General features: G+C 44.6%; 14 protein-coding genes. 2 read left to right on the forward strand and 12 right to left on the reverse strand.

Annotated features, from left to right (window positions below; translation table 11 throughout):
- Positions 1-2 precede the first annotated feature (2 nt).
- The 5 genes from rplA to rpmG all read right to left on the reverse strand — a co-directional run bounded on the left by rplA (position 3) and on the right by rpmG (position 2,253).
- A complete protein-coding gene (rplA, locus tag CC90_RS0111950; RefSeq protein WP_031391003.1) occupies positions 3-692 on the reverse strand; it encodes a 50S ribosomal protein L1 in 690 nt (229 codons plus the stop codon).
- Between the two features lie 59 nt (positions 693-751).
- Positions 752-1,177, reverse strand: a complete 426-nt coding sequence (rplK, locus tag CC90_RS0111955; protein WP_031391004.1) for a 50S ribosomal protein L11 — start codon at positions 1,175-1,177, stop codon at positions 752-754.
- A 155-nt stretch (positions 1,178-1,332) separates the two neighbouring features.
- On the reverse strand, positions 1,333-1,848 hold the full coding sequence (gene nusG, locus CC90_RS0111960; RefSeq protein ID WP_031391005.1) for a transcription termination/antitermination protein NusG: 516 nt from the start codon (positions 1,846-1,848) through the stop codon (positions 1,333-1,335).
- 15 nt (positions 1,849-1,863) lie between these two features.
- Entirely contained in the window at positions 1,864-2,073 is a 210-nt protein-coding gene (secE, locus tag CC90_RS0111965) for a preprotein translocase subunit SecE (protein WP_031391006.1), read from the reverse strand.
- A gap of 30 nt (positions 2,074-2,103) precedes the next feature.
- Positions 2,104-2,253 (reverse strand): 50S ribosomal protein L33, encoded by a 150-nt coding sequence (gene rpmG, locus CC90_RS0111970; protein WP_031391007.1) that lies wholly within the window; start codon positions 2,251-2,253, stop codon positions 2,104-2,106.
- Between the two features lie 398 nt (positions 2,254-2,651).
- On the opposite strand from rpmG, the gene fliD reads away from it, so the two are divergent.
- Positions 2,652-3,968, forward strand: coding sequence for a flagellar filament capping protein FliD (fliD, locus tag CC90_RS0111975; RefSeq protein WP_031391008.1), 1,317 nt, complete (start codon positions 2,652-2,654; stop codon positions 3,966-3,968).
- 80 nt (positions 3,969-4,048) lie between these two features.
- On the opposite strand, the gene CC90_RS0111980 is transcribed toward fliD, so the two are convergent.
- The 5 genes from CC90_RS0111980 to CC90_RS0112005 all read right to left on the reverse strand — a co-directional run bounded on the left by CC90_RS0111980 (position 4,049) and on the right by CC90_RS0112005 (position 10,899).
- Complete coding sequence (locus CC90_RS0111980) at positions 4,049-5,683, reverse strand: acyl-CoA carboxylase subunit beta (protein ID WP_031391009.1); 1,635 nt, start codon at positions 5,681-5,683, stop codon at positions 4,049-4,051.
- A gap of 343 nt (positions 5,684-6,026) precedes the next feature.
- A complete protein-coding gene (locus CC90_RS0111990) occupies positions 6,027-7,700 on the reverse strand; it encodes a glycoside hydrolase family 13 protein (RefSeq protein WP_051869495.1) in 1,674 nt (557 codons plus the stop codon).
- Between the two features lie 18 nt (positions 7,701-7,718).
- On the reverse strand, positions 7,719-8,573 hold the full coding sequence (locus CC90_RS0111995; RefSeq protein ID WP_031391011.1) for a sugar ABC transporter permease: 855 nt from the start codon (positions 8,571-8,573) through the stop codon (positions 7,719-7,721).
- Between the two features lie 51 nt (positions 8,574-8,624).
- Positions 8,625-9,512, reverse strand: coding sequence for a carbohydrate ABC transporter permease (locus CC90_RS0112000; RefSeq protein ID WP_031391012.1), 888 nt, complete (start codon positions 9,510-9,512; stop codon positions 8,625-8,627).
- A gap of 67 nt (positions 9,513-9,579) precedes the next feature.
- Positions 9,580-10,899 (reverse strand): extracellular solute-binding protein, encoded by a 1,320-nt coding sequence (locus CC90_RS0112005; protein ID WP_031391013.1) that lies wholly within the window; start codon positions 10,897-10,899, stop codon positions 9,580-9,582.
- 241 nt (positions 10,900-11,140) lie between these two features.
- Between CC90_RS0112005 and CC90_RS0112010 the strand changes: the two genes are divergently transcribed.
- Positions 11,141-12,166 carry a LacI family DNA-binding transcriptional regulator gene (locus CC90_RS0112010; protein ID WP_031391014.1) on the forward strand — a complete coding sequence of 342 codons (1,026 nt, stop codon included), beginning with the start codon at positions 11,141-11,143 and terminating at the stop codon, positions 12,164-12,166.
- Between the two features lie 100 nt (positions 12,167-12,266).
- On the opposite strand, the gene glf is transcribed toward CC90_RS0112010, so the two are convergent.
- Positions 12,267-13,394, reverse strand: a complete 1,128-nt coding sequence (glf, locus tag CC90_RS0112015) for a UDP-galactopyranose mutase (protein ID WP_031391015.1) — start codon at positions 13,392-13,394, stop codon at positions 12,267-12,269.
- A gap of 31 nt (positions 13,395-13,425) precedes the next feature.
- Positions 13,426-13,764, reverse strand: a complete 339-nt coding sequence (locus CC90_RS0112020; RefSeq protein ID WP_031391016.1) for a hypothetical protein — start codon at positions 13,762-13,764, stop codon at positions 13,426-13,428.
- Positions 13,765-13,882: the final 118 nt, after the last annotated feature.

The raw sequence follows: 13,882 nt of genomic DNA on the forward strand, positions 1-13,882 counted from the left end.
TATTAGAACTTCGCTACGCTAACCTTTACGCCCGGTCCCATAGTGGAAGAAAGCGTAATGCTTCTTAAATACTGTCCCTTCAATGCTGACGGTTTTGCTTTTACAATAGCTTCCATCAATGCGCCAAAGTTCTGTGACAGCTGCTCTTCCGTAAAGGAAGCCTTGCCAACAGGTACGTGTATGATATTGGATTTGTCCAATCTGTACTCGATCTTACCTGCCTTGATATCATTAATGGCTTTGGTTACGTCCATCGTTACTGTTCCCGCTTTCGGGTTAGGCATTAAGCCCTTCGGTCCGAGAACCTTACCGAGACGTCCTACAACGCCCATCATGTCAGGGGTAGCAACAACAACGTCGAACTCTAACCAGCCTTCGTTCTGGATTCTGGGGATAAGCTCATCGCCGCCTACAAAATCAGCTCCTGCCGCTTCTGCTTCGGAAGCCTTATCTCCTTTTGCGAATACCAATACTTTTACTTCTTTACCCGTACCGTTAGGTAATACAACGGCACCACGAATCTGCTGTTCTGCATGACGTCCATCGCAACCGGTTCTGATATGAACTTCGATGGTCTCATCGAATTTTGCGGTAGCTGTCTTTTTTGCAAGAGCAATCGCATCCGCTGCTTCGTACTGAATGGAACGGTCTACCTGCTTTGCAGCCTCATTATATTTTTTTCCATGTTTCATTGTCAATTCCTCCTATGGTTCAATCGGCAATCATCATTGCCTCCCACTTTTACTTGTTATTAATCTTCTACTGTAATGCCCATACTTCTTGCCGTACCTGCGATCATGCTCATAGCTGCTTCGAGAGAAGCTGCATTCAAATCAGGCAATTTCAGCTCAGCGATTTCTTTTACTTTGTCTTTGGAAATCGTTGCCACCTTCGTCTTGTTAGGCACTGCCGAACCGGACTTAAGGTTGCATGCTTTCTTAAGAAGTACTGCTGCAGGCGGAGTCTTTGTAACAAAACTGAAACTTCTATCTGCATATACTGTAATAACAACGGGGATGATTGTATCTCCCTTATCCGCTGTTCTCGCGTTGAACTGTTTGGTAAATTCAACGATGTTGACACCGTGCTGTCCGAGTGCAGGACCAACCGGTGGAGCCGGTGTTGCTTTTCCGGCAGGAATCTGTAACTTAATATATCCTTCTACTTTCTTTGCCATTTTGGCACCTCCTAAAATATTGTGGTCTGGCGCTTCATCCTCCGTTCGGCAAAAGCCGGCGGGATGATGCTCCCACTGCCCTGGAAAAATCCCCAAGACTTTTCATGTTACTGATTTATATTTCAATCGGAAAAGAAATTCCGACAAAATATCTCTTACATCCTTCTTACTTCTGCAAAGCCAATCTCGACCGGGGTCTCCCTGCCAAAAAGTTCTACATTGATCGTAGCCGTCTGTTTGCCGTAATCGATCCTCTGTACGACGCCCACCGTGTCCTTCCAAACTCCGGCGACGACTGCAATCATATCTCCCTCTGCAAAATCCACAGAGATATTTTCCATTCGAATGCCAAGAGGCTTCATTTCTGCTTCCGTAAGCGGTACCGGTTTGCTTCCCGGACCTACAAAGCCTGTAACACCTCTCGTATTCCTGACAACATACCAAGTGTCGTCGTTCATTACCATATTAATAAGAACATAACCCGGGAACATCTTTTTCTGGACATTCTTCTTAGCGCCGTTCTTCATCTCTACGACGTCCTGCATAGGTACACGGACCTCCAGAATCTCTTCCTCCAGATGTCTGTTCTCGATTGTCTTCTCAATATTGGCTTTGACTTTATTCTCATACCCGGAATAGGTATGCACTACATACCAATTTGCCTCTGACATTTATCCACCCTCACTCTACAACGTCGTCATGAAATCCACACCATACTGAATGATAAAATCAAGTACGGCAATAATTACTCCTACTACAACCGAGGCGCAGACAACTGCTGTAGACTGTTTGAGAAGTGCATCCTTATCCGGCCATGTAATTTTCTTAAATTCAGTTTTTACACCTTTGAAAAAATCCGTCTTCGGTGCTTTATCTGTATTTGCGGAATCTCCCATATTGTACTCCTTTCAAAAATTACGGACCAATTATTTAGTTTCTTTGTGCATAGTATGAGTCTTGCAGAATCTACAATACTTTTTTGTCTCCATTCTATCCGGATGTGCTTTCTTATCTTTTGTTGTATTGTAGTTACGCTGCTTGCATTCTGTACATGCCAATGTAATTCTTGTACGCATATATTTTTCCTCCAATTTTTGAGCATAAAAAAAAGACCTAAAACTAATCTCGTTGGATAACTATAACACAAGAAGCCCGCATCGTCAACTGTTTAGAGAGGTTTTTGTCCTAATTTTTTAATTTATTTTTTTAATTTGTTTTTATATGAAACTGTTATTAATATTTATATTTTTTATCCGATATATGTATCATGGCACAGACGCGTAAGAACGTGATTCAAGAGGTGCTTTCTGCTTCGCAGAGCGAACTTACATGCAGAAATCATGCATTACTGAGAACGGAGTGAACAGTAACCGAATCGCCGATTATATTTGTATATTATGTATATTGATATGTTTTAGGCTTTCATAATATAATAAGGTAGAGTTATCTCATCGAGAGAAAGGAGGGGGACATTATGGCATATAATGGTGCTGTCTTAAGCAATATTCATAATAATTACCTGACAGCTTATGCACCTAACAAGAATTCGCGTTTCGATGCACACAAGAAAAGCGAACTTCGGAATATATACAACTCCATTGTCAAATTAAATAAAGATGCCCCTCTGTACAAGCTCGATACCAGCAAGGAAGCCAAGACCTTTGCGGTAGGAATCAAGGAGGATGCCCGATCGCTCCGAAGCTCCATCGCCTCCTTAGGCGGCTTGGATGAAGAGAAGATTCTGAATAAAAAAGCCGCTTATTCCAGCAACGAGGATATGGTTGTTGTTTCCTTCATCGGAGAGCAAACCGAAGCACCCGACGGTCAGGATGTTCCTTCCTATAATATTGAGGTCAATTCCTTAGCCTCCGGCCAGTTCAATATCGGAGTGTTCCTTCCGGACACAAAGACGAAGCTTTCTCCGGATACCTATTCTTTCGATATAAGTATAAACGATTTGAACTACGAGTTCCAGTATAATATAAAAGAAAATGAAACTAACCGTGAGGTACAAAGGCGTCTTTCAAGGTTGATAACCAATGCGGATATCGGGCTGAGGGCAGATGTCATTGAGGATGGCAGAGGCAACAGCTCGCTGCGCTTAAGTTCTGTTTCCGAGGGACTGAAGGATGCCGACGCTTCTATTTTCACAGTTTCGGACGACCATACAAGCAAGAATTCCGGTTCTGTTTCTTATTTCGGTTTGGATTATCTTGCGCGCCCGGCTTCCAATGCAGAGTTTTTATTGAATGGAATGACCCGTACTTCCACGTCCAATACCTTCACTGTCGATGGTCTTTATGAAGTTACCTTAAAAGGCATCAGCAGCATGGAGGGGCAGGCAGCTACCATCGGTTTAAAGACGGATGTAGAATCCCTGACAGAAAATGTCAATGCTCTTTTAAAGAGCTATAATTCTTTTATAGCGGATATGTCAGGCTATACGGATAATTTTTCCGGCAGCCGCCGTTTGTTAGGCGAGATGAAAGGAATTACCGACCGCTACCAGAGCAGTTTCGACGTTATCGGCCTTAAGGTTCAGGACAACGGAACGATTAATATAGATAAAGACGAATTGGCATCGGCAGTTTTATCCAGCTACGCCAAGGAGGATTTTTCTTCGATTAAGAATTTCGCTAATTCTTTGATTCGCAAGACCGACCAGATATCACTTAATCCTATGAATTACGCGAATAAGACTATTGTCGCATATAAGAATCCCGGCAAGAATTATGCCACGCCTTATATTACCAGCGCTTATAGCGGAATGTTATTTAATTACTATTGTTAAAAGTATTTCCTATTACATAATAATAGAGGATGCGGTAAGGAGTTCGATTTTCGATTCCCTGCCGCATCCTTTTTAGAAATTTATAACGGTATATTCCCATGCTTTTTGTAAGGGGTTTCCACCGATTTGCTTTTTAGCGCTTTTAATGCCTTTAATATCTTCTCTCTCGTTTCCTCCGGCTTAATCACTTCGTTTACATAGCCCCTGGCTGCTGCCACATAGGGATTTAAGAACCGGTCTTCGTATTCCTGCTTGCACTGCTCACGCATCGCCTGAGGGTCCTGCGCTTCTTTTATCTTACGTTTGAACGCAATATTTACAGCTCCATCCGCGCCCATAACCGCAATTTCCGCGATGGGCCATGCGAATACCATGTCTGCGCCCATTTCCTTGGAGTTCATAGCTATGTACGCCCCTCCATAGGCCTTGCGCATAATAATAGATATCTTCGGCACCGTAGCCTCTGCGTAAGAATACAACACCTTCGCTCCATGCCTTATGATTCCGTTGTGCTCCTGCTCCGTACCGGGCAGGAATGCAGGAACGTCAACCAAGGTTATCAAAGGAATATTGAAACAGTCGCAGAAACGGATAAAACGTGCAATCTTATCGGACGCATGATAATCTAATGAACCACCCATTATATTGGGCTGATTCGCTACGAAGCCTACGACCTCTCCGTCCATGCGAGCCCAACCGACTACCGCATTGGCTGCAAAATCCTTTTGCACCTCGAAAAAGCTTCCTTCATCTACGATGCATTCCAGTACTTCCTTCACATCGTAAGCGCGTCTGGAATTATCCGGCACAATTTCCCTGATGCGGCTCATTTTGTCCTTTTCTCCCTGAGATAAGGCCTTTCCGAGACTTCCGAACTTCTCGATTACTTTATTCACGCTGAATAGAACCGAGGGGCGCTCCTTTATATTTTTTACGACAGGAGCCGTTTCCTTGTTGTTTGACGGCAGATAAAAGAGAAGCTTTCTCACTCCCATAAGGCAGTCGCCCTCGGATTCATAAACAAAATGTGCGACTCCGCTCTTTTTCGCGTGCACTTGTGCTCCACCCAGCTCATCTACGGATACCTCTTCGTTAATAACCGTCTTTACTACGTTAGGCCCCGTAATGAACATCTTGGAAATATCGCTTACCATAAAAATAAAGTCACAGATTGCAGGCGCATAGCATGCACCGCCGGAGCAGGGGCCTAAAATGACAGAAATCTGAGGAATCACCCCTGAAGCCTTCGTATGGCGTAAAAATATGCCGCTATATCCGCTAAGTGATGAGATTCCCTCTTCGATTCTCGCTCCGCCGCTGTCATTGATGCAGATAATCGGGGCTTTCATCTGCATTGCCATATCCTGAATGTGACAAATCTTATAAGAATGGTACTCTCCCAGAGTTCCTCCGATTACCGTGAAGTCTTCGCTGGCAATAAACACCAGACGCCCGCCGACTTCTCCGTAGCCCGTCACTACACCGTCTCCCGGAACCCTTCTTTTATCCAGGTCGAAATCATCGATTCTGGATTCCACAAAGCCATCCACCTCCACAAAGGTGCCTTTATCCAAAAGTATTTCTATTCTTTCTCTCGCCGTGAGCTTGCCGCTTTGGTGCTGTTTCTCGATTTTCGCAGTTCCGCCGCCCAGCGCAGCCTTCTCGCGGCGTTCCTCTAAATCCTTTATCGCTTCGTCCCAACTTCTGTTGCCCATCGTGTAATACTCCTTTTTTCATCGAATTTCATTGAATCTCTTATTATTTGATTTTATAATATTTTGATACTCAAAGTATTTAGGAATATTATAGCATTATTTTTTATTTTTTCAAGAACTTTTTAAATTAATATGTACTCTGAAAAAATATACAAGGTGAAACCCGGTTGAATCCGGAAAGGACGATGACTCAGGCAAAGGAGGGGACATGTGCCTGAACGGCTTTCTTTTTAACCGCAAAATCAGCCCCAAAACAATACTTGACATAAAAACTGACCTCCTATAAGTTAGATTTTGCAGTCCAACTTATGGAGATCAGTTCAGCCCCTTTGGTGTTCTTCATCTATGATAGATTACGCAATTGTATGGCGTATGTCTCTTCCTCTCTATCAAAAATAACCTTTACCACTTCTCCTCTATGCAGCACAAGCCGTTTCTCTTCCGCATAAATATGAAATCCATCCTCCGGCTTTATATATTTTTTTCGAATTGCTGCCAGCTCGGCAATCATCTCTTCAAGACCGGTTTTTTCCACTGTAACCTCATGGCTTTCCCACGGCATAGCTTGTCTGTACTGCTCTTCTCTAATTCCTTCTATCCCTTTCTCATCGCCATAGAAAAGACAGGGCACTCCGGGCATCATCATCAAAAAACATACTGACATCTTCCATAGCCTCACATTTCCTCCGCACAAGGACAGGAAACGGGGAACATCGTGACTGTCAAGAATATTGAGCTGTCCCTCGCTCACTTCCTTCGGATACCGAAGATACATGGCAGTTATCCGGTCTGCAAAGGTCCCGGACTCTATTTTCTTCAGAGCAAAGAAATCTCTGCAATGCCGTCTGAAATCATAATTCATAGTGGAATCGAACATATCTCCTCTGAGCCAGACCTCGGAATTCTCCCACACCTCTCCGATTAAGACCGCATTACCATTTATCTTCTTCGTCTGACTTCTAAACCCGCGCCAAAAATCTTTATCCACCTCGTTAGCCACATCCAGCCGCCATCCGTCTATCCCATATTCCTCCATCCAATAACTGCAGACATTGCAAAAATATTCTCTGACCTCCGGGTTAGCCGTATTCAGCTTCGGCATTTTTCTTTCATAGGCAAAGCAGGCGTATCCCGGCTCTTCTTTCTCCCCTTCCGGGCGGACGACCGGTTCCTCCAGACAGTAGAACCATTTCCAATAGCGAGAATCCTTCCCTTTCCGCACCACATCCCGGAAAGCGAAAAAATCCCAGCTGCAATGGTTGAACACCCCATCGATCACTATATACATATTCCGTTCATGCACCGCCTCCACCAACATCCGAAAGTCGTCACCCGTTCCGAAACATGGATCGATTTTAAAGTAATCCCTGATGTCATATTTGTGGCTTTCTCCTGCCAGAAAAATCGGGTTCAGATATAAACAGTCAAAGCCCATGCCTTTTATATAATCCAGATTTTCCATAATTCCTCTGAGCGTTCCGCCCAGCTTGGATTTGCATTTTAACTTATCGGGCGCTTCGATTTCCTTTGGCGCCTTTTCTATATATTCATTCCCTGTTGCAAAGCTATCGGGGAAAATATTATAAACAAACGCATTTTTGAACCATTCCGGTTCCTTAAGTATCTCCGATTTGAGCAAAAACGGATACTGGTAATATTCGCTCCTTGTATCTATCAAAAGTCCGTTCACTTTGATATCCGGTATTTCCCTTTTGAATTCGTCGGCATAGTAATAAGTCCACTCTTCCTCTTTCTCCAATTTAAAGAAATAACATATCCGGCTATACGGGCTTTTGATCACACTCTCGTAATAATCGAATAATTCGTCCGAATATGCAGCCTGCATGGGTATGCCTTGAAACTCTATCGGAACGCTTTTGCACGCCCTGTCGGCATAATAAAGGGTACATTTCGTAAGGTCTTTCCTTCCGGCACGTATCCTGACCGTCAGCTCCCTCTCACCGGAAGCAAAGGCATACTGCGAAAGCGGTATATGCAAAACCGCACTTTTATTCATTTTGTAAACTTACTCCTTTCATCCTTTTACTCCGCCGGCCGTAAGCCCCGACACCATGTATTTCTGAATGCAGAAGAATACTGCGAGAATCGGCACCGACACCATAATGGAGGCTGCCGAGAACAATGGCCAGCTCCTGCTGTAGTCGTTGGACTGGAGCTGATACAAGCCGCCTGCCAGCGTATAGCTTTTTTCGTTCAATAAAAAGGTGGTGGCAAATAAATACTCATTCCACACAAATATAAGCACCATGACTGCTGTCACAATGACTGCAGGCCTTGCAAGCGGCAGTACAATTTTCCACAAAAGCTGAAAATCTCCCGCTCCGTCTATTTTCGATGCCTCCTCTATTTCCACCGGTATGGTATCGAAATATCCCTTCATATTCCAAATACTGAATATGCACATGCTTCCGGCATAGACAATAACAAGTCCTATTTTTGAATCCAGCATCTCCATTGTTTTAAACAAACGGAATATGGCGAACATGGAGAGAATTTGGGGAAATGCGTTCAGCACAAGCAATAGCTTTAAAATCCCCTTCCGTCCCTTGAACCGGAACCTGGAAAAAGCATAAGAGGCCACGACTGCAAAACCGATGGCAACTACCATGGTCGCTGCGCTTAAAATCACCGAGTTGGACAGCCATATAAAAAACGGCTCCTCTGTAATAATTTTTATGTAATTTTCTATGGTCACCTTCTCCGGCCAAAGGGTAAGCCCGGCCGACAGCGCGCCGCCGCTTCCGCTTAAGGATAGGGAAAGCGCGTATAAAATCGGTACCAGTCCCAGAAAGCATAATGTAATCAGCAATAAATTCAATACAGCCAGCTTTAATTTTGTCTTTATTTTCCTGCGGTTCGTTCTCTTCATAACCAAGCTCCTTTACTATTACTATTCAGCCTGCGGCTTCATAGCAGCCCTCTAGTCCTCTTCTTTCAGTCCCTTGTTCGTTCCCATCGAAAAACATATAATCAGCATGAAGATTATGATAGAAACCGCCGAAGATAAACCATAGTTATTCGATACAAACGCATTTTGGTGGGCATACGTAATAATCGTCTGCAAGGTCGCCCCCGACAGCGCCCCCTTTTGCATCGTCAGAAGATACACGATGTCGAATTGCTTAAAGGTCGTAAACGTGGTCATGATGACCGCCGGTGCAATGATTCCCCTAAGCGCCGGAACTGTTATATAAATATTCTTGGCCAGAAATCCCGCACCATCTAACTGAGCGCTTTCGTAATAGCTCTTGTCGATACTTTGCAGCGCGCCGTCTATCATCATGATCATAAACGGCAGCGCCATCCACAGATTCAAGGCGAGGCAGGATATAAATGCCGGCACATTTTCGGATAAAAAGTTTACCTTTTCCAGTCCCATGGCTGCCAGAAGCTTATTCAGCAGTCCAAATTCCGTATTGTACATTCCTACTCTCCAAAGAAGTATGGAAACATATGCCGGCATCGCCCACGGAAACATGAGAAGCGTTTTGTAAAGGCGGCTGAGCTTCAGCCCCTGCGCATTGAGCGCCAATGCAATGAAGTAAGCCAGCAAGACCTGAAGCACGATGTTTACCACTGTCCACAAAATCGTCGTAAGCAGAGCGGATAGAAATCCTGCATCCAGCTTAAGCAAGGCCCTTGCGTAATTCGAAAGGCCTATGATTTCGAAATCGAACCAATGAAACAGGTTCATATTGGTAAGCGAAATGTATCCCGTGTATAAAATCGGAAATACGATGATCATCCCCACCAGCATAAGAGCAGGCAGGCTGTAGAGCCAGGGCAGCATTTTATTACTTCTTCTCATATTTAATCCTCTATTTCTTCCTCATTTCGTTACTATGCAGCCTTCGGCTGAACAGTAACCTCATTTCTTACTGCATATCTGCAATCGCGGTCTCCGCCTGCTTCTCGAATTCCTCAGCCGCCGTATTCACATCCTCACCGGATTTGTTCACCGCCGCAAGAAGTTTTTCTGCCGGATCCCACATCACGCTCATCTGAGGAATGTTAGGCATAGGCTGCGCCGTGTCCGCCGTGGTCTTCATCGCCATAATCATTTCGTTGGAGGCCACATCTGCATCCTCATAGGCCTTGACATTCGCAGGAGCACAATTGAAATTGTTGGCAAGGGCAATTCCTACTTCCGGAGCTGCTACCGCCCGCAGCACCTCAGCTACTGCCCCCTTCTTATTCTCCGCCGCATGCTTCAATACGCCGATTCCCTGAACGCCGGAATAAGGCGCCAGGCCCTTTCCGTTCGGTAAAGTGAAATCGGAAAGTGATTTTATTCCCAAATCGATGCCCGCGTCTTTGATTCCCGAGATGAGCCAGGGGCCTCCGATAATTGCTGCCGCTTTTTTCTCATTGAACAGAGTAGTTACCGTATTATAATCTCCGTCCGCCTGTAACGCAGCAAATTTCTTGTTATACTCGATAGCGTCCTTCGTCTCCTGAACATTCAGTCCGGGATTGCCATCTTTGTCTATGATATATCCGCCGAAGGCATTGATAAAAGGTGCTACGTTGTACGCGGTGGAATGTTGATTGACAACCGCATAGGTACCTGCTGCCGCATCCGTATTCGCACTCATGTACTTATACAGATCCTCTGTTGAAGACGGCACATCTCCATTCCACAATTCTTTGTTATACAAGAATAGCAGTGTTTCAAAGTAAACCGGCATAAGATACTGCTCATCGCCATAGATACCCGCTTCTACCGTCATCGGAAGCAAATCTCCCATAACGCTTGCATCCGCCATATCTCCAATGGGAGAGAGGATGCCCATTTCGATGAAAGTGCCAAGCGAGTCGTGAGCGTAGAAATACATATCGGGGCCGTTTGCTGCATCATTTCCATACAGCTTAAGCTGATCGGTAAGTCCGGTCTTTTTCTCGAAGCTGACGGTAATCTGTTTATCCGCCAATGCCTCATTTACATTGTCCGCAATCGTCTGCATAATTGCCTCATCTGCATCGTGCCAAATCTTGATTTCTGTCGGTTCTGCACTCGCCTGCTCTTCTGCCTCCGCCGCCTCTGTGCTTTCATCGGTCGAAGATACTGCTTCCGCTCCGCTAGTCTCCGTACTGTCATCCACTGCAGTGGTCTGCGTCTGAGCCGCGCTTCCGCAGCCGAATAATGCGCCCGCTGTAAGCAGACCGCACATGATTAAACTAATTCTCTTTTTCATTTTGCTGCTCCCTTCTTATACATCAATTACCTTTGATTTCGTTGTGCCTGAAAATATATTTTCTTGGAAAATTTTCCTAAACACATTTTATTTGCTATGTATTTCAACAATTGTTTAAGTTATTTCTACCATTTTATCCTTTTGTCCACAATAGTTTTTTGTGTAATTTGTTTGACTTTGTTAGGAAAACGCTATACTATAACATTAATTTTGTAAATAATTTTAAAGGAGCGTGTATCCTATGCCAGTCACGATCAATGACGTCGCTAAAGAAGCCGGTATTTCCACATCTACTGTCTCCAAGGTGCTGAACCACTGGACCACCATTTCTCCGGAAACCACCGCCCGCGTCAATGCAGCTATCGCCAAATTAAACTATACTCCCAATGCCAGGGCCGTCAGCTTCGCCAGAAAGTCCACCCGGAATATCGTATACCTCACCTCTCTCGGCAAGGACGAGGCGTACCGCAATCCGCATATGTTCGACATTATGTGCGGCGTGCACAAGGAGCTGACCAAGCATAATTACACTTTGGCTCTGGTCGACATCTCTGACGAAGCCTATCCCGGTGAAAGCGTACATAATGTGATTGAAGGAAAATGCGCCGACGGCCTGATCATACATGGCTCTGCAGTGACTAAGGAGCTTTCCAAATCGATAACGCAGCAGAACTACCCTCACATCATCATAGGGCACCCCGGCTTCGAAAGCAGCCTTTGCTGGATCGATACCAATCACGGCCTTGCCGGACAATTTGCGGCAAAGCATATGATTTCCTGCGGCTACAAGGATGTTGCCTTTATAGGAGGCAGAAAAACTGACTATATTTCCATGCAGCGGCAAAAAGGCTTTATCGGCGGGATGTACGAATACGGCTACCATATTCCCGACATACATATCGGTTATACCGATTCTTCCATTCCCGAGAGCTGTGAGGCCGCCTGTTCCATGCTCATCTCCCATCGTCCTCCACAAGCAATCGTCTGTGAAAACAATACCATTGCGCTGGGTGTAATAAAAGCGGTGGAAAAACTGAAGCTTAAGGTCCCCGAAGAAGTTGCCCTGCTTGTTTTCGACACGTATCCCTATTCCGGCATCCTATCTCCCAAGCCTACGGTAATCGACATCAACGTCTACGATATGGGAGTACAGGCAGGAGCCACCATCTTAAGAAAACTGAAGAATCCTTCTTTACTGGTGCAAAGCTATACCACCCTTCCTATCGTAATACAGGGGCAGTCCACGCAGCCCTTACGAAAGCAATGAGCAACCGGCTCCGTCAATTGCTTTTATACTCAAAAAAATAATTACCGGAGTATTTCTTCCGATAATTATCCCTTTTTTGAACTTTATTGCTATCTCACATTCAAGCTCTGCTGTCTTGCAGTTGTTCCTCTGCCATAGAAAGCGCCTGAACGATTACCTTATCCATGTCATAATATTTATACTGTCCCAAACGGCCTCCGAATAACACGCTTTCTTCCTGGCGAGCCAGCTCTTCATATCGTCTGAACAGCTCATCGTTTCTCGCATCGTTTACCGGATAATAGGGCTCATCCTGCGGCTTCCACTCCGCTGGATACTCCCTTGTAATGACGGTTCCTTGCTGAGTACCGAACTCGAAATGCTTGTGCTCGATAATTCTCGTATACGGAACCTCCCTTTCTGTATAATTGACTACCGCATTTCCCTGATAATTATCACAATCGGAAAGTGCCTCTTCTTCAAAACGCAGGGAACGGTATTCCAACGTGCCCAGACAATAATCATAATACTCATCGATCATGCCCGTATAAAGTACCTTCCCAAAAGAAACCTCCTTCGATAACTCATTTTCTTTCAGAAATGCCCTATACTGCGTACCGGTACGAACATCGATTCCCTCTAGGAGCTTTTCTATAATTGCCGTATAGCCGCCCACAGGAATTCCCTGATATAAATCGTTAAAATAGTTGTTGTCGAAGGTAAACCTAAGAGGAAGTCTCTTGATAATAAATGCCGGCAAATCCTTGCAGTCCTTGCCCCATTGCTTTTCGGTATAGCCCTTGATCAGCTTTTCATACACATCTTGTCCTACCAGCGATAAAGCCTGTTCCTCCAGATTCGAAGGCTGTCCAATGTCCAAGCCGGCAATCTGGGATTCGATTTTCTCCTTAGCCTGCGCTGGCGTCCGTACTCCCCACATCTTGCTGAACGTATTCATGTTAAACGGAAGGTTGTATAATTCATCCTTATATACTGCCACCGGCGAATTCACAAACCTGTTAAATTCGGCGTATTGGTTTACATAATCCCACACTCTTTTATCGGATGTGTGAAAAATATGGGCTCCGTATTTATGAACATTAATCCCCAGTACCTTTTCCGTATAAATGTTTCCGGCAATATGCTCCCTCTTATCGATGACCAGACACGTTTTCCCATGCTTTTTCATCTCACAGGCGAATACAGCCCCGAATAGGCCGGCGCCTACTACCAAGTAATCGTAATGCATAAAATTTCCTCACAGGCCAAGCTGAAGCCTTTTACTCTTTCATCTGATATTTATCTAACTGCACGTAGTCCTCCATCAGCTCGAGAACCTTCTTGCGCCCCGTCTTATTCAGCTTCACATAATACTGCATAACACGATTCTCCAGAATCTTCTCACCGAGCACCGCCCCTTTTTCGAGAGAGGAAAAATCTACCGGATTAAGATTCAGCTTATCGCACATCTTAATTACTGTTCCATATGCCATTCCTTCAATTCCTCTATCCAGAGCCGTGACCAAAGTGCTATACGGAATCTGCATTTCAATTGCAAACTGCCGTACACTCTTGTACTGTGACAAAATTTCTTTTTTCAAAATTTCTGCTTTTATCATACCTAAACATCCTCCTGTCTTTTTGTTCGTGTTTTTATGTTCGTTCCTTCATCTATTTTGCCCTATTGGCATACATGTATACACCCTTTAAGGCTTTTTCATTATAACATATATACGT

The sequence above is a fragment of the Kineothrix alysoides genome (assembly GCF_000732725.1).
Taxonomy (GTDB): domain Bacteria; phylum Bacillota; class Clostridia; order Lachnospirales; family Lachnospiraceae; genus Kineothrix; species Kineothrix alysoides.